Origin of the sequence: Streptomyces sp. NPDC050534 (assembly GCF_044457745.1) — a bacterium.
Classification (GTDB): Bacteria; Actinomycetota; Actinomycetes; order Streptomycetales; family Streptomycetaceae; genus Streptomyces.
This window is the reverse complement of record NZ_JBITHF010000012.1, coordinates 213,794-228,936: the sequence shown is the minus strand read 5'-3', so window position 1 is coordinate 228,936 and position 15,143 is coordinate 213,794. Positions and strand designations below refer to the sequence as shown.

Sequence of the window (15,143 nt, the reverse complement as noted above, 5' to 3'; positions counted from 1 at the left end):
GGCGTCACAGTCCCGAAGGCAACGGACGGAGGGGACATGAGCAAGCGCACCTGGATCGCGTCGGCCGGAGCGACCGTCGCCCTGCTGGTGGCCACGGGCATGTATGTCGACGCCCTGAGCGCCGGTCACACCGACGGCGGGCTGAAGGTGGACCCCGGAGGCAGCAAGTCCGCTGCCCCGCACCGGACTCGCGGCGGCACCCCGCCGAGCGGGACGGAGAAGCCGGCAGCGGATACGTCAGGGGCGAGTACGGCGACGGCGCCGAGCCGCTGACCGCCGGCCGGCGGACTACTGCTCCTTGTCCCCGTTCTCCTGCTTCCCCTGCTCCCGCCGCCGCAGCTCCTCCCCGCGGCGGCGCAGGTCCGCCTCCCAGTCCTTGAGGAGGGCCTCGTCCTTCTCGGTCACCTCGCGGAGGGATTTCAGGAACTCGGGGTTGTCGTCCGGGGCGACGAACCGGGTGCGGTGGCTGCGGTGCCACTCGGAGGGCGTGGCGCCGCCCGCGGGGGCGTGTCGGACCTTGCCCGCCACGAGCCAGGCGATCGGGCCGACCAGCACCTCGCCGAAGAACAGGATGATGAGCACCCACACCACCTTGGGCAGCCCGCGCACCTGCTCCTCGGGGGTGTTCAGGCAGTCGAGGAAAGCGAAGACCCACAGTGCCAGGACCAGCAGGAACGGCAGATACCTGAGCATGGTGGCGCGATCCCCCAACAGACGGTGGCGAGGCGCTTTCCAGCCCCGGTGACGGGGTCAGGGTAGCGGGTGGCCGATACTGGGACGCATGGCTTACGACGATCTTCGCTCCCTGCTCAGGGCACTGGAACGCGAGGGCGACCTCAAGCGCGTCAAGGCCGAGGTCGATCCGTACCTGGAGGTCGGGGAGATCGTCGACCGGGTGCAGAAGGCGGGCGGCCCTGCGCTGCTCTTCGAGAACGTGAAGGGCTCGTCCATGCCCCTCGCGATGAACGTCTTCGGCACCGACCGCCGGCTCCTGAAGGCGCTGGGCCTGAAGTCGTACGGAGAGATCTCCGACCGGATCGGCGGACTGCTGCGCCCCGAACTGCCGCACGGCTTCGTCGGCGTGCGCGAGGCCTTCGGCAAGCTCGGCGCGATGACGCACGTACCGCCGAAGAAGGTGAAGGACGCCCCCGTGCAGGAGGTCGTGCTCACCGGCGACGACGTCGACCTCGACGCCCTGCCCGCGCTGTTCACCTGGCCCCAGGACGGCGGCTCCTTCTTCAACCTCGGCCTCACGCACACCAAGGACCCCGAGACCGGCATCCGCAACCTCGGGCTGTACCGCCTCCAGCGCCACGACCGCCGCACCATCGGCATGCACTGGCAGATCCACAAGGACAGCCGCAACCACTACCAGGTGGCGGCGCGCAGGGGCGAGCGGCTGCCGGTCGCGATCGCCTTCGGCTGCCCGCCCGCGGTGACCTACGCCTCCACGGCCCCGCTCCCCGGCGACATCGACGAGTACCTCTTCGCCGGGTTCATCGCCGGCAGGCGGATCGAGATGGTCGACTGCAAGACCGTCCCGCTGCAGGTCCCGGCGCAGGCCGAGGTGGTCATCGAGGGCTGGCTGGAGCCCGGCGAGATGCTGCCCGAGGGGCCCTTCGGCGACCACACCGGCTTCTACACGCCGCAGGAGCCGTTCCCCGCACTGACCATCGACTGCGTGACGATGCGCAAGCGGCCGCTGCTTCAGTCGATCGTCGTAGGCCGCCCTCCGACGGAGGACGGACCGCTGGGGCGTGCGACGGAGCGGTTCTTCCTCCCGCTGCTGAAGATCATCGTGCCGGACATCGTGGACTACCACCTGCCGGAAGCCGGCGGCTTCCACAACTGCGCGATCGTCTCGATCGACAAGAAATACCCCAAGCACGCCCAAAAGGTGATGCACGCTGTATGGGGGGCACACATGATGTCCCTGACGAAGCTGATCGTGGTGGTGGACTCCGACTGCGACGTCCACGATCTGCACGAGGTCGCCTGGCGCGCCCTCGGCAACACGGACTACGCCCGTGATCTCAGCGTCGTCGAAGGCCCCGTCGACCATCTCGACCACGCCTCCTACCAGCAGTTCTGGGGAGGGAAGGCCGGGATCGACGCGACGAAGAAGTGGCCCGAGGAGGGCTACACGCGCGACGGCGGCTGGCCCGACATGGTCCTGTCCGATCCTCAGACGGCGGCGAAGGTCGACCGCCGATGGAAGGAGTACGGCTTGTGAGCAGCGCCTCTGCCGCGATCCCGCAGCCAGGAAGAACCAAGGCGTTCCTGCGGCTGGTGATGATCGAGCACTCGGTGTTCGCCCTGCCCTTCGCCTACATCGCCGCTCTCACCGCGATGTTCGAGTGGGACCGGAACATCCACTGGGGGCGGCTGCTCCTGGTCACCGTCTGCATGGTGGGCCTGCGCACCTTCGCGATGGCGGTCAACCGGATCATCGACCGCGAGATCGACGCCCGTAACCCGCGGACCGCGCAACGCGAGCTGGTCACCGGCGCGATGTCGGTCAAGCACGCCTGGACGGGCGCGCTGATCGCGGTCGTGATCTTCCTGGGCTCGGCGGCCCTGCTCAACCCCCTCTGCTTCGCCCTGGCCCCCATCGCGGTGATCCCGATGGTGGTCTACCCCTACGGCAAGCGGTTCACGAACTTCCCGCAGGCCATCCTCGGCATCGCCCAGGCGATGGGCCCGATCGGCGGCTGGCTCGCGATCACCGGCGAGTGGTCCTGGGACGCCACGATCCTCGGCCTCGCCGTCGGCATCTGGATCGGCGGCTTCGACCTGATCTACGCCTGCCAGGACGTCGAGACCGACCGCAGCATCGGCGTCCTGTCGGTCCCGGCCCGCTTCGGCATCCCGGCCGCCATCTGGGGCGCCCGCGTCTGCCACATCGCGGTCATGGCCCTGCTCGTCACGTACGCGGTGACGACGGACGCCGGCGCCTTCTTCTGGATCGGCCTGATGATCGTCGCCGGCGCCTTCGTCTACGAGCACAACATCGTCCGCCCGCACGACCTGTCCCGCCTCAACAGGGCGTTCTTCAGCGTCAACGGGTTCATCGGGATCGCCCTGTTCGTGTGCGCGCTGCTGGATCTGCTGGTGCGCGGGCTGACCTTCTGAACCGTCTTCGCGGCGTCGGCTGAGTGGGCCACGGTGACCGGGAGGGGGTGCGCCACCCCACCGGGAGGGCGCGTTTCCCACCGGACATCACCGGACAGGGTGCGCAGGACTCACCGTATGAGCGCCCTGGGCGTGCCGCGACGGCCGAACCAGAACGCCGCCGCCACGCCCGCCGCCAGGCCGATCAGATGGGCCTGCCAGCTCACGCCCGTCTGGAGCGGGGACAGGCCCAGCAGGATCGAGCCGCCCCAGACCGCCCCCACGAGCAGGCCGACCACGACGCCGAGCGGGCGGCGCTCCACGAAGCCGTTGACCAGCAGGAAGCCGAAGAGGCCGAAGATGAGGCCGGAGGCGCCCGCGGTGTTGGTGTGCGCCGGAGCCATGAGCCACACACCGAGTCCGTCGGCGACGATGATCGCGAGGCAGAGGGCGGCGAACCGGCGCAGGCCGCCCAGGGCCGCAAGGAAGCCCATGACCAGCAGCGGCACGCTGTTGGCGGCCACATGGGCGAAGCCGAAGTGGATGAACGCGGCGGGTACGACGTCGACCAGCTCGGACGGTTCGCGCGGGGTGATGCCCAGGCCGTCCAGCGCGTGGCCGCTCGCCACGTCGACCACTTCCAGCAGCCACAGCAGCGCGACCCAGCCCACCATCAGCTTGGCCGCGGCCTTCGCACGGTCGGTGCGTGACCACTCGAGCTCCGTACCCGGCATGGCGTCCCCCACTGCTCGCTCGTCCCCTCCGGGGAACGACCGGACCCCCTTGGCCGGTTCCCATGCTGCGACGCCGGATAGGCTCGGTGTTGTGAACCCAGTCAAGCCAGGAGAGACGCTGCGTACGCCTTGGATCGTAGGGGTCTCCGGCGCCTCCGGCACGCCATATGCCGCGTCGGTGCTGCGCGCACTCCTCGACGCCGGCGAGAGCGTGGACCTCGTCGTCTCACGGGCCTCGCGGCTGACGCTGCTGGACGAGACCGGCATCGCCTTCCGGGACGCTCACTGGCAGGACGACCTGCGGGAATGGCTGACCCGGGGCGCCGACGGCAAGCCCGGCGCCTTCGAGACCGACCTCTCGGACGTGCGGTACTGGAGCGCGGGCGACCTCGCGGCCGGACCGTCCTCCGGGTCGTACCGCACCAAGGGCATGCTGATCGTGCCCGCCTCCACGGCCTGTGTCGCGGGCGTCGCGCTCGGGCTGTCCAAGGATCTGCTGCAGCGGGCGGCGAGCGTCACCCTCAAAGAACGCCGCCCCTTGGTCGTGGCCGTACGGGAGACCCCGCTGAACGGCCAGACCCTCCGGCACCTGGTCGCGCTGGACGACGCCGGCGCGAGCGTGGTGCCGGCCTCACCGGGCTTCTACGCGGGTGCCACCCACATCCAGGACCTCGTGGACTTCGTCGGCGGGCGGGTGCTGGACGCGGCGGGCGTCGAGCACGGCCTGTACCGGCGCTGGAAGGGCGAACTGCACCGCGGGACGGGCGAGTAGGGCAAGTCGCAGTACCCCTAGCACCTCTCATCACTTCAGGAACTCTTCAGCGGAAGGCTTCGATCGCATGGACGCGGTGGACAGGCAGCTCATCCAGGCCCTGAGGGAGAACGGCCGGGCCTCCTACGCGGAGCTGGGGCGCCTCGTCGGCCTGTCGGGACCCAGTGTCACCGACCGCATCAACCGGCTGGAGGCGGCCGGCGTCATCACCGGCTACCGCGCCACGGTCGACGCCGCCTCGCTCGGCCTCGGCGTCACCGCACTCGTCGGCATCTCGCTGTCCGACGCCACCGACCACGAGGACGTGGCCCAGCGGCTGAAGGACCTCTCCGAGATCGAGGACTGCTGGTTCATCGCGGGCGACGACTCGTACATGCTCAAGGTGCGGGCGGCGGATGTGGACGGCCTGGAGAAGATCATCCGCCGGCTGTCCGGCACCAAGGGCGTCTCCCGCACCCGTACCACCATCATTCTCTCCACGAAGTGGGAGAACCGGGTCGGGGAGCTGCCCGAAGAGGTGTAGCGGCCGGGACGTACGGTTGTCGGTGTCGTCGGAGAAAGGTGTGGGCATGGACGTCGGGCTCAAGCGTGAGCTGGAGGAGAAGGTCAGGGCGGGTGAGCGGCTGACCCGCGAGGACGGCATCGCGCTGTACGAGTCGGACGACCTGGCCTGGCTCGGCGGCCTCGCGCACGAGGTGCGGACGCGGAAGAACGGCGACGTCGTCCACTTCAACGTCAACCGCCACCTCAACATGACCAACGTGTGCACGGCGTCCTGCGCCTACTGCTCGTTCCAGCGCAAGCCGGGCGAGAAGGACGCGTACACGATGCGCATCGAGGAGGCGGTCAAGCTCGCCAAGGCGATGGAGGGCGAGAACCTCACCGAGCTGCACATCGTCAACGGCCTGCACCCTAACCTGCCGTGGCGCTACTACCCGCGCTCGCTGCGGGAGCTGAAGGCGGCCCTGCCGGACGTCTCCCTGAAGGCCTTCACGGCGACCGAGATCCACCACTTCGAGACGATCTCCGGGCTCTCCGCCTCCGAGATCCTCGACGAGCTGATCGACGCGGGCCTGGAGTCGCTGACCGGCGGCGGCGCCGAGATCTTCGACTGGGAGGTCCGGCAGCACATCGTCGACCACCGCACCCACTGGGAGGACTGGTCGCGCATCCACCGCCTGGCGCACGAGAAGGGTCTGAAGACCCCGTGCACCATGCTCTACGGCCACATCGAGGAGCCGCGTCACCGCGTGGACCACGTGCTGCGCCTGCGTGAGCTGCAGGACGAGACGGGCGGCTTCCAGGTCTTCATCCCGCTGCGCTACCAGCACGACTTCGTGGACATGAAGGACGGCAAGGTCCGCAACCGGCTCCAGGCCCGCACCCAGATGGCCACCGGCGCCGAGGCCCTGAAGACCTTCGCGGTCTCCCGCCTGCTCTTCGACAACGTCCCGCACGTCAAGGTCTTCTGGGTCATGCACGGCGTGCAGACCGCCCAGCTGGCCCTCCAGCACGGCGCCGACGACATGGACGGCTCGGTCGTCGAGTACAAGATCACGCACGACGCGGACAACTACGGCACGCCGAACAAGCTGACCCGCGAGGACCTCCTCGACCTGATCCGCGACGCCGGCTTCCGCCCGGTGGAGCGCAACACGCGCTACGAGATCATCCGCGAGTACGAGGGTCCGGACCCGGAGCGCAGGGAGTCCCCTCAGCCGATGCGGGTGTGAGGGGAAGTCCGGTCGTGCTTCGGCTGCGGGTGCGCGGGGGCTGATCGCGCAGTTCCCCGCGCCCCCGGGGTGGGTACCCGGGCCGCATGGTCACCGAGGCGCCCGAGGATGCCTGTACCGCCGAACCCTTCCTGCCCGGGCGCGGCGGGCTTGCGGCCCTGCGCAAGGCCGCCGCCGGCTGCCCGGGCTGTCCTCTGCACCGGGACGCCACCCGAACCGTCTTCGGGGAGGGCAGCGCGCACGCGCGCGTGATGCTCGTCGGTGAGCAGCCCGGCGACCAGGAGGACCGTCAGGGCAGGCTCTTCGTCGGGCCGGCCGGCAAGCTCCTCGACCGCGCCCGCGCGGACGCCGGCATCGACCCGGAGGACGCGTACGTCACCAACGCGGTCAAGCACTTCTCCCGGTCGTCCGCCTGCAGCACGGACGAGGGGTGCACGGTCGGCACGAGCCGCGCCGGGAGCCCGTGGATCCGGCGTACCAGGGGCTCGTCTCGGATCTCGGAGTGGCGGCGCGTCTGCTGAAGGTAATGCGTACCATGGCCCGGTGTCCCTTACTTTCACTCTTGACCCCGCCGTCACTCCCGCCCTGCGCGACGGCGTCCTCGAGCTGTGGGCGGACGTCTCGAACACGGGCGGTTCGGTCGGCTTCGTGCCGCCCGTCACGGCGGACGACATACGCCCGGAGCTCGTGAAGCACTTCGTCGCCATGGCCGAGGGCCGGACCCGGCTGCTGGTCGGCCACGACGAGTCCGGCGAGGTCGCGGCGACCGCCTTCTTCTCCTTCAACACCCACCGGCTGATGCGGCACTGGGTGTGGCTCTACACGGTGATGGTGCACCCCCGCCACCAGGGCAGGGGATACGGGCGCGACCTCCTCGCCGCCGCCGAGGACGCGGCCCGCGGGTTCGACGGCATCGGCGCGATCCGGCTCACCTGCCGCGGCGGCAACGGCCTGGAGCGGTTCTACGGCTCCTGCGGCTACAAGGAGGTCGGGCGGGTGCCCGGCGCCATCCGCGTCGCCCCGGGCGACGACCGCGACGACGTCTTCATGCTGCTGCCGCTCACCTGACCCCGGTCGAAGATCGCCGGTCAGGCGTGCTTCACTGGACGGTGGGCCTTTTGGGGTCGTTCGAAACTGTCAGAGACGGAAGAGTGGATTGAGATGCTCCGCTACACGCTGATGCGCCTCGGGATCTTCGCGGGCTGCCTCGTGGTCGTCTGGGGCCTCGTCTACTCCGGCATCGTCCCGCGCGGGCTCGGCGAGTCCAACGGCATGTGGGTCGTCCTGCTGGCCCTGGTGATCTCCGCCCCGATCAGCTTCGTGGTCCTGCGCAAGGAGCGTGACCGGGCCTCGGTGCAGATCGTCGAGCGGGTGGACCGGGCCAAGGCCAACCTGGAGGCCAGCCGCAACCAGGAGGACGGCGCGGACGACGCGGCCCGGGCACAGGGCCAGACCTCGTAGCCGCCCAGGTCCCACCCGGTAGTCGTACGGCCGGCGGGGGTCTCGGGGAACGCCCGCCCAATTACCCTTCTCCCATGGGTGCCGTGAAGACCAAGCGCATGCCGCGGGCGGTCCGTGAGCAGCAGATGCTGGACGCCGCCGTGCGGACCTTCGGGCAGCGGGGGTACATGGCCGCGTCGATGGACGAGATCGCCGAACTGGCGGGTGTGTCCAAGCCGTTGGTCTACCTGTACCTGAACTCGAAGGAAGACCTGTTCACCGCCTGTATCCGGCGGGAGGCGACGGCGCTCGTCGAGGCCGTCCGGGCCGGCGTCCGGCCCGATCTGCCCGCCGACCGCCAACTCTGGGAGGGTTTGCGGGCGTTCTTCACGCACACCGCGCAGAACCCGGACGGCTGGGCGGTGCTGCATCTGCAGGCCCGTACCCGTGAACCGTTCGCGGCCGAGGTGACCGCGATGCGCGAGGAGATCGTCGCGTTCGTCACCCAGCTCATCGTCGTCGCGGCCCGGGAGGCCCACCGCGACCCCGACCTGCCCGAGCGCGAGGTCGCCGGTCTCGCCGAGGCCCTGGTCGGCGCCGCCGAGTCCCTCGCCGCCTGGGCCAACGCCACCCCCGGCACCACGGCCCGGCAGGCGGCGGCCACCCTGATGAACTTCGCCTGGGCGGGCCTGGGCAACCTCATGGAGGGCCGGCCGTGGTCACCCCCGCTCGCGGCGGAGGCATGACGGCTGTCATGCGCCAACCTGGACGCAGGGCACTGAGGGAACGGATCCCTCCGCCCGTACCTTGCCGGGTCCGGCGGCCCGACCGTCCGCGTCGATGCCTGGGCCTGCTGGGCGGCGTCAGCGTCCGCCGGGGCTGAGGTCCTCCAGGACCCCGCTCACATGGACGCGCTCCGCACCGCGCAGCTCGAACCGCCCGCCGTCCGCCGCGTACGTCACCGTGCCCGGCAGCAGCACCGGCGCCCGGAACTCGGCCCGCACACGGGCGCGTTCGGGCGCCCCGTGGGCGGCGAGGCAGCGGGCCGCCGTCCACATGCCGTGCGCGATGGCGCGCGGGAAGCCGAACAGGCGGGCGGTGAGCGGATACAGGTGGATGGGGTTGCGGTCCCCGGACGCGGCGCCGTAACGGCGTCCGACGTCCCCGCCGAGGTGCCACTCGTCCACGGCGGGCAGGGGCTCACGCACGGTCCCGGGCGATTCGCCGGTGCTCCCGGTCCGGTGCCGCGCCAGATACGTGCTGCGCGACTCCCACACGACCTCCCCGCCGTCCCGCACCTCGGTGATCACGGACGCCTCGGTGCCGCGTCTGTGGGGTGCCAACCCTGCCACGTGGACGGAGAGTTCGTACTCCCCGGTGGCCGCGAGCGCCCGCTGACGGGTGATCTCGATCGACGTGTGGACAAGACCGAGCAGCGGCAGCGGAAAGCCCCGGTCACTCATCAGCCGCATGGCCAGCGGGAAGCCCAGCACATGCGGATACGTCAGCGGCAGCGCGTCGTCGCCGGTGGCGAAGCCGCACACCCGCTCGTAGGCCGCCAGCCGCGCGAGGTCGATGCGCAGCCCGGGCAGGACGAGCCGGTCACGGGGGAAGTCGGCGTCCGGGCGCGGGTGCTTGAAGGGGGAGAGCACGGCGCCTCGGGCGAGCAGGGGCGCGAGCGCGGGGGAGCCGGGCAGCACGACGGACATCGACATCACGCCCCCAGCAGGCTCTGGCCGCAGACCCGGACGACCTGGCCGTTGACCGCGCCGGACGCCGGGTGTGCGAGCCAGGCCGTGGTCTCGGCGACGTCCGCCGGAAGCCCGCCCTGCGCAAGGGAGTTCATCCGGCGCCCCGCCTCACGGATGAACAGCGGGACGGCCGCCGTCATCTTGGTCTCGATGAATCCCGGCGCGACCGCGTTCACGGTCACCCCGTGCCCGGCGAGCGCGCGCGGCGCGAGGGAGCGGACCAGGCCGACCACACCGGCCTTGCTCGCGCCGTAGTTCGTCTGCCCGGCGTTCCCGGCGAGACCGGCGATCGAGGCGGTCGCGACGATCCGCCCGCCCCGCTTGACCGCCCCCGCCCCGAGGAGCGCGTCCGTCGTCCGCAGCATGCTCGCGAGGTTGACCTCCAGGACCGGACTCCAGCGCTCGGCGGGCATGTTGACCAGGCGGCGGTCACGCGTGATGCCCGCGTTGTGGACCAGTACGTCCAGCCCGTCGGGGAGCGCGGCGGCGATCCGCTCGCCCGCGTCCGCGGCGGTGATGTCGAGCGCGAGCGCCGTCCCGCCGAGCTGTTCGGCGACCCGCCGCGCGTCCTGTTCGGCCTGCGGCACGTCGAGTACGACGACCCGGGCGCCGTCGCGCGCCAGCGTCGCGGCGACCGCCTCGCCGATGCCGCGGGCGCCCCCGGTGACCAGGGCGGTGCGCCCGGCCAGGGGACGCTCCCAGTCGACGTCGGCCTCCTGGGCGGCCCCGGTCTCGATCACCTGCCCGCTGACGTAGGCGGACTTGGGGGAGAGCAGGAAGCGCAGGGTCGACTCGGCGGCGCCGGCGTCCGTCAGGCGCAGCAGGTTGACGGTCCGGCCGCGTCCGATCTCCTTGCCGAGTGAGCGCACGAACCCCTCCAACGCCTGCTGCGCGGCGGCCTGGTGGTGGTCGCACGGGTCGAGCGGCGAGCCCAGCACGACGATCCGGCCGCTGCTCGCGACGGACCGCACCACCGGGCGGAGCGCGGCGTGCACCTCGGCGAGCGCGTCGACGTCCCGCACTCCGGTGGCGTCGAGGACGACGGCGGCGGGGTGGCCGGTGTCCTCGGGCAGTCCCGTGCGGGCGAGCACCGGCGCGAGGTCGAGGTCCGGCTTGCCGGCCGTGAGATGCAGCAGGCCGCCGCCGAGTGAAGGGCGTTCGGGCGAGAAGCGGTGCAGCGGTGCCGGTTGCGGCAGCCCCAGACGGCGGGTCAGGAGGCGGCCGGGCGCGGTGCCGGCGAAGCGCAGATAGCGGTCGGCCATGTCCATTCTCCCCAGGCGGATACATGCTTACTCTGGAGTCAGGTTACCCGAGGTAATAGCAGTTCAGGAGGTGAGAAATGTTCAACATACCGGCCGGTACCGTCCGATCGGCAAGAAATGTGACGAGATTGCACATCCCCGACCCATCCCCGACGCCGTACGCTCTTCGAACCCTCACCGCCTCATCACGCGCGCACCGTACGATCGCCTCCTCCCTGACCTGCGGCAACTTCCCCGCAGGGCAACTCCGTTGAGCCTCTGGAGTCGCCCGTGTCCAGCTCGCACCCGTCCGCCGCCATGGTGGTTCACGCCACGGCGTACGACGGCACGCCGGTCCTCGTGGAGCCCGCGGTCCAGCGGCTGGGCGGGGAGGTGCGCGAGGTTTCCGTGCCGCCCTTCGTCCCACCCGTGCGGCACGGCTCGCTCGCCGACCTGCCCTTCGACAACGCGCGCCTCGCCCCCGACGACACGGTCCTCAGCCGCCGTACGGACGCGGGCCGGTGGACGGACGTGACCGCGGCCCGGTTCGCCGACGAGGTGCTGGCGCTGGCCAAGGGGCTGATCGCCGAGGGGCTGGCACCGGGCGACCGGATCGCCGTCATGGCGCGGACCGTCTACGAGTGGACGCTGCTGGACTTCGCCGCCTGGTCCTGCGGCCTGGTCACCGTCCCGATCTACCCCACGTCGTCCGTCTTCCAGACCCGGTGGATCCTCCAGGACTCCGGCGCCGTCGCGCTCGTCGCGGAGACCGCCGGGCAGGCCGCGACCCTTGGCCCGGAGCTCGACCGGCTGCCCGACCTGCGGCATCTGTGGGTCATCGAGAAGGGCCACGTGGAGCGCCTGGGAGAGCTCGGCGGCCACGTGCCGGACGCCGAAGTGGCCGTACGGCGCGGCATGCTGAGCCCCGACACCCTCGCCACCATCGTCTACACCTCCGGCACGACCGGCCGCCCCAAGGGCTGCGCGATCACCCACGGCAACTTCTTCGCCGGGGTCGACAACGCGATCGAGCTGCTCTACCCGGTGTTCCGGGCGCGGACCAGCGAGGAGGCGGCGGTCCTGCACTTCCTGCCGATGTCGCACATCTTCGGCCGGATGGTCGCGGTCGCCTGCATCCGCGCACGGGTGCGGCTGGGCCACGCGCCGAGCCTGAAGCCGGAGGAACTGCTGCCCGACCTCGCGAGCTTCCGGCCGACCTGTCTCATCGCCATCCCGTACATGCTGGAGAAGGTCTTCAACGGGGCCCGCGCGAAGGCCGAGACGGGCGGCCGGGTGAGCGCGTTCGACCGCGCGGTGGGCGTGGCCGTCCGCTACGGCGAGGCGCTGGAGGCCCGCCACGCCGGCACCGGCTCGGGCCCGGGCACGGCCCTGAAGGCGGCCCGCGCCTTCTACGACCCGCTCGTCTACCGCCGTATCCGCAACGCCATGGGCGGCAGGGTCCGCTACATGATCTCCGGCGGCTCCCCGCTCGGCCGGCGGCTGGCCGCGTTCTACGCCGGAGCGGGCATCGAGATCTACGAGGGCTACGGCCTGACGGAGACCACGGGCGCGTCCACCGTGACCCCGCCCCTCAAACCCCGGCTCGGCACGGTCGGTTGGCCCCTGCCCGGCTCGAAGGTCCGCATCGCCGCCGACGGCGAGATCCTGCTCGGCGGCGGACACGTCCTGCGCGGCTACTGGGACCCGAACGCCGGCGGCGTCGTCCCGGCCACCGTCGACGGCTGGCTCGCCACCGGCGACATCGGCCGCCTCGACGACGAGGGCTACCTCTACATCACCGGCCGCAAGAAGGAGATGCTGATCACGGCGGGCGGCAAGAGCGTCGCCCCGGCCCCGCTGGAGAACTGGCTCCGCGCCCACCCCCTGATCTCCCAGGTCATGGTGGTCGGCGATCTGCGCCCCTACGTGGGTGCGCTCATCACCCTGGACGTCGACGGCGTCGGCCACTGGCGCCGGATGCACGGCAAGCACGCGGTACCGGCCGGACTCCTGCTCGACGACGAGGAGTTGAGGCAGGTCCTCCAGCGGGCCGTGGACGAGGCGAACAAGCTGGTCTCCCGCCCCGAGTCGATCCGCCGCTTCACCGTCCTCCCGGTCGACTTCACGGAGGAGGACGGGCATCTGACCCCGTCGATGAAGCTGAAGAGGGACGTGATCGCCGAGGAGTTCGCGGCGCAGATCGAGGAGCTGTACGACCGCTCCGGCACGGGAGCGCCCTGAGGGGCGATGCGCACAGGCCCGGCCCCGTTCCATCCCCGAACCCGCACCAACCCCCCACGCGAACACCGTACGATCGCCGTTCTAACCCCCGGTAACCCCTCCGCCGCGCACTGCCGGTGAACCACTCGGCTCGCCCTGCACGTACCTCAACAGCAGAGCGGAACCGAGCTGCACGTCCCAGGAGCTGCCATGTCCGTCCCCGCGCCCGTGCCGTACCCTTCCGCGTCCGACTACGACGGCACGCCCCAGCTGGTGGAGCCCGAGGTCCGGAGGCTGGGCGGGCAGGTGCGGGAGACGTCGGTGCCGCCGCTCGTCCCGCCGCGCACCCACGGCTCGCTCGCCGACCTGCCGTTCGACAACGCGGACGCGGCGCCCGAGGCACGCGTCCTCAGCCGCCGTACGGCGGACGGGGATTGGGTGGACGTGACTGCGGCGGAGTTCGCGCAGCAGGTCCAGGACCTGGCGAAGGGCCTGATCTCGGAGGGCCTGGTGCCCGGCGACCGGATCGCCGTGATGGCGCGGACGATCTACGAGTGGACGCTGCTGGACTTCGCCGCGTGGGCCGCCGGCCTGGTCACCGTCCCGATCTACCCCACCTCGTCCGTCTTCCAGACCCGGTGGATCCTCCAGGACTCCGGCGCGGTGGCCCTGGTGACGGAGACCGCCGCGCAGGCTTCGGCCCTCGGCCCCGAACTGAGCCGCCTGCCCGACCTGCGGCACATGTGGATCGTCGAGAAGGACCACCTCGACCGCCTCGCCGAACTCGGACAGCGCGTCCCCGACCAGGAGGTCGCCGTACGGCGCGGGATGCTGGTCCCCGACACGCTCTCCACCGTCATCTACACCTCCGGCACGACCGGCCGCCCCAAGGGCTGCGTGCTCACGCACGGCAACTTCCTCTCCGAGGTCGACAACGCGATCGAGCTCCTCTACCCGATCTTCAAGTCGAAGGCGGACGACCCCTCCACGCTCCTCTTCCTGCCCATGTCGCACGTCTTCGGGCGCATGGTGGGGATCGCCTGCATCCGGGCCCGGGTCCGCCTCGGGCACGCCGCGAGCCTGGACGGCGACAGCCTCCTGGCGGACCTGGCCGCCTTCCGCCCGACCTTCCTGCTCTGCATCCCGTACATGCTGGAGAAGGTCTACAACAACGCGCGGGCCAAGGCGGAGAGCGGCGGCCGGGCCGGCATCTTCGACCGCGCGGCGAACACCGCCGTCCGCTACGCCGAGGCGTTGGAGGCCCGCCACGCGGGCACCGGCTCGGGCCCGAGTGCCGCGCTGAAGACGGCCCGTGCCTTCTACGACCCGCTCGTCTACCGCCGCATCCGCAACGCCATGGGCGGCCGGATCCGCCACATCATCTCCGGCGGCTCCCCGCTCGGCCGCCGTCTCGCCGCGTTCTACGCCGGGGCGGGCATGGAGATCTACGAGGGCTACGGCCTGACGGAGACCACGGGCGCGGCGACGGTGACGCCCCCCTTGAAACCCCGTCTGGGCACGGTGGGCTGGCCCCTGCCCGGCACGAAGGTCCGCATCGCCACCGACGGCGAGATCCTGCTCAGCGGCGGCCAGGTCTTCCGCGGCTACTGGGATCCGCAGGGCGGCGGGGTGATCCCCGCGTCGGCGGACGGCTGGTTCCCGACCGGCGACATCGGCCACCTGGACGACGAGGGCTACCTCACGATCACCGGCCGCAAGAAGGAAATCATCATCACGGCGGGCGGCAAGAACACGGCCCCGGCCCCCCTGGAGAACTGGCTCCGCTCGCACCCCCTGATCTCCCAGTGCATGGTCGTCGGCGACCGCCGCCCCTACATCGCCGCCCTCGTCACCCTCGACATGGAGGGCGTCGGCCACTGGCGCCGCATGCACGGCAAGCACCCCGTCCCCGCGGAACTCCTCATCGACGACCAGGAGTTGAGGGCGGTGCTGCAGCGGGCGGTGGACGAGGCGAACAAACTGGTCTCCCGCCCGGAGTCCATCCGCCGCTTCACCATCGTCCCCCAGGACTTCACAGAGGACGCAGGCCACCTGACCCCATCGATGAAACTCCGCCGAGACGCGGTCCTGCGGGACTTCGCGGCGGAGGTGGAGGGGTTGTACGAGCGGTAAGGGGGCGG

Annotated in this window: 15 protein-coding genes and 1 pseudogene; 12 read left to right on the top strand and 4 right to left on the bottom strand. The window is 71.2% G+C overall.

Annotation, left to right across the window (positions count from 1 at the left end):
- Positions 1–36 precede the first annotated feature (36 nt).
- Positions 37–273 carry a hypothetical protein gene (locus tag ACIBN2_RS35065; protein ID WP_399140563.1) on the top strand — a complete coding sequence of 79 codons (237 nt, stop codon included), beginning with the start codon at positions 37–39 and terminating at the stop codon, positions 271–273.
- A gap of 15 nt (positions 274–288) precedes the next feature.
- On the opposite strand, the gene ACIBN2_RS35060 is transcribed toward ACIBN2_RS35065, so the two are convergent.
- Positions 289–693: a PLD nuclease N-terminal domain-containing protein gene (locus ACIBN2_RS35060; RefSeq protein ID WP_399140561.1), complete on the bottom strand. Its 405-nt coding sequence runs from the start codon at positions 691–693 to the stop codon at positions 289–291.
- An 88-nt stretch (positions 694–781) separates the two neighbouring features.
- Here ACIBN2_RS35060 and ACIBN2_RS35055 point away from each other — a divergent pair, with 88 nt between their 5' ends.
- Positions 782–2,233, top strand: coding sequence for a menaquinone biosynthesis decarboxylase (locus ACIBN2_RS35055; RefSeq protein ID WP_399140560.1), 1,452 nt, complete (start codon positions 782–784; stop codon positions 2,231–2,233).
- Positions 2,230–3,132: a menaquinone biosynthesis prenyltransferase MqnP gene (gene mqnP, locus ACIBN2_RS35050; protein WP_399140559.1), complete on the top strand. Its 903-nt coding sequence runs from the start codon at positions 2,230–2,232 to the stop codon at positions 3,130–3,132. Before ACIBN2_RS35055 ends, mqnP begins: the two co-directional genes overlap by 4 nt.
- Before the next feature lie 110 nt (positions 3,133–3,242).
- Here mqnP and ACIBN2_RS35045 read toward each other — a convergent pair whose 3' ends face one another.
- A complete protein-coding gene (locus ACIBN2_RS35045; protein WP_399140557.1) occupies positions 3,243–3,845 on the bottom strand; it encodes a rhomboid family intramembrane serine protease in 603 nt (200 codons plus the stop codon).
- A 91-nt stretch (positions 3,846–3,936) separates the two neighbouring features.
- Between ACIBN2_RS35045 and ACIBN2_RS35040 the strand changes: the two genes are divergently transcribed.
- The 7 genes and pseudogenes from ACIBN2_RS35040 (at position 3,937) to ACIBN2_RS35010 (ending at position 8,536) form a co-directional block, all read left to right on the top strand.
- Complete coding sequence (locus ACIBN2_RS35040; RefSeq protein WP_399140555.1) at positions 3,937–4,617, top strand: UbiX family flavin prenyltransferase; 681 nt, start codon at positions 3,937–3,939, stop codon at positions 4,615–4,617.
- A 67-nt stretch (positions 4,618–4,684) separates the two neighbouring features.
- Positions 4,685–5,140, top strand: a complete 456-nt coding sequence (locus tag ACIBN2_RS35035; RefSeq protein ID WP_399140553.1) for an Lrp/AsnC family transcriptional regulator — start codon at positions 4,685–4,687, stop codon at positions 5,138–5,140.
- Positions 5,141–5,186: 46 nt separating this feature from the next.
- Positions 5,187–6,350 carry an aminofutalosine synthase MqnE gene (mqnE, locus tag ACIBN2_RS35030; protein WP_399140551.1) on the top strand — a complete coding sequence of 388 codons (1,164 nt, stop codon included), beginning with the start codon at positions 5,187–5,189 and terminating at the stop codon, positions 6,348–6,350.
- An 86-nt stretch (positions 6,351–6,436) separates the two neighbouring features.
- Positions 6,437–6,763: pseudogene (locus ACIBN2_RS35025) on the top strand (uracil-DNA glycosylase family protein); the annotation flags it as partial.
- Between the two features lie 130 nt (positions 6,764–6,893).
- Complete coding sequence (locus ACIBN2_RS35020; protein ID WP_399140549.1) at positions 6,894–7,418, top strand: GNAT family N-acetyltransferase; 525 nt, start codon at positions 6,894–6,896, stop codon at positions 7,416–7,418.
- A gap of 93 nt (positions 7,419–7,511) precedes the next feature.
- Positions 7,512–7,811 carry a DUF4229 domain-containing protein gene (locus ACIBN2_RS35015; protein ID WP_399140547.1) on the top strand — a complete coding sequence of 100 codons (300 nt, stop codon included), beginning with the start codon at positions 7,512–7,514 and terminating at the stop codon, positions 7,809–7,811.
- Between the two features lie 74 nt (positions 7,812–7,885).
- A complete protein-coding gene (locus tag ACIBN2_RS35010) occupies positions 7,886–8,536 on the top strand; it encodes a TetR/AcrR family transcriptional regulator (RefSeq protein ID WP_399140545.1) in 651 nt (216 codons plus the stop codon).
- 117 nt (positions 8,537–8,653) lie between these two features.
- Here the strand turns inward: ACIBN2_RS35010 and ACIBN2_RS35005 are convergent, their stop codons facing one another.
- Together ACIBN2_RS35005 and ACIBN2_RS35000 are read right to left on the bottom strand one after the other, a co-directional pair.
- On the bottom strand, positions 8,654–9,499 hold the full coding sequence (locus tag ACIBN2_RS35005) for a MaoC family dehydratase (protein ID WP_399140669.1): 846 nt from the start codon (positions 9,497–9,499) through the stop codon (positions 8,654–8,656).
- Between the two features lie 5 nt (positions 9,500–9,504).
- Positions 9,505–10,803 (bottom strand): 3-oxoacyl-ACP reductase, encoded by a 1,299-nt coding sequence (locus ACIBN2_RS35000; protein ID WP_399140543.1) that lies wholly within the window; start codon positions 10,801–10,803, stop codon positions 9,505–9,507.
- Positions 10,804–11,100: 297 nt separating this feature from the next.
- On the opposite strand from ACIBN2_RS35000, the gene ACIBN2_RS34995 reads away from it, so the two are divergent.
- Together ACIBN2_RS34995 and ACIBN2_RS34990 are read left to right on the top strand one after the other, a co-directional pair.
- A complete protein-coding gene (locus ACIBN2_RS34995) occupies positions 11,101–13,023 on the top strand; it encodes an AMP-dependent synthetase/ligase (protein WP_399140667.1) in 1,923 nt (640 codons plus the stop codon).
- Positions 13,024–13,212: 189 nt separating this feature from the next.
- On the top strand, positions 13,213–15,135 hold the full coding sequence (locus tag ACIBN2_RS34990) for an AMP-dependent synthetase/ligase (protein WP_399140541.1): 1,923 nt from the start codon (positions 13,213–13,215) through the stop codon (positions 15,133–15,135).
- Positions 15,136–15,143 lie beyond the last annotated feature (8 nt).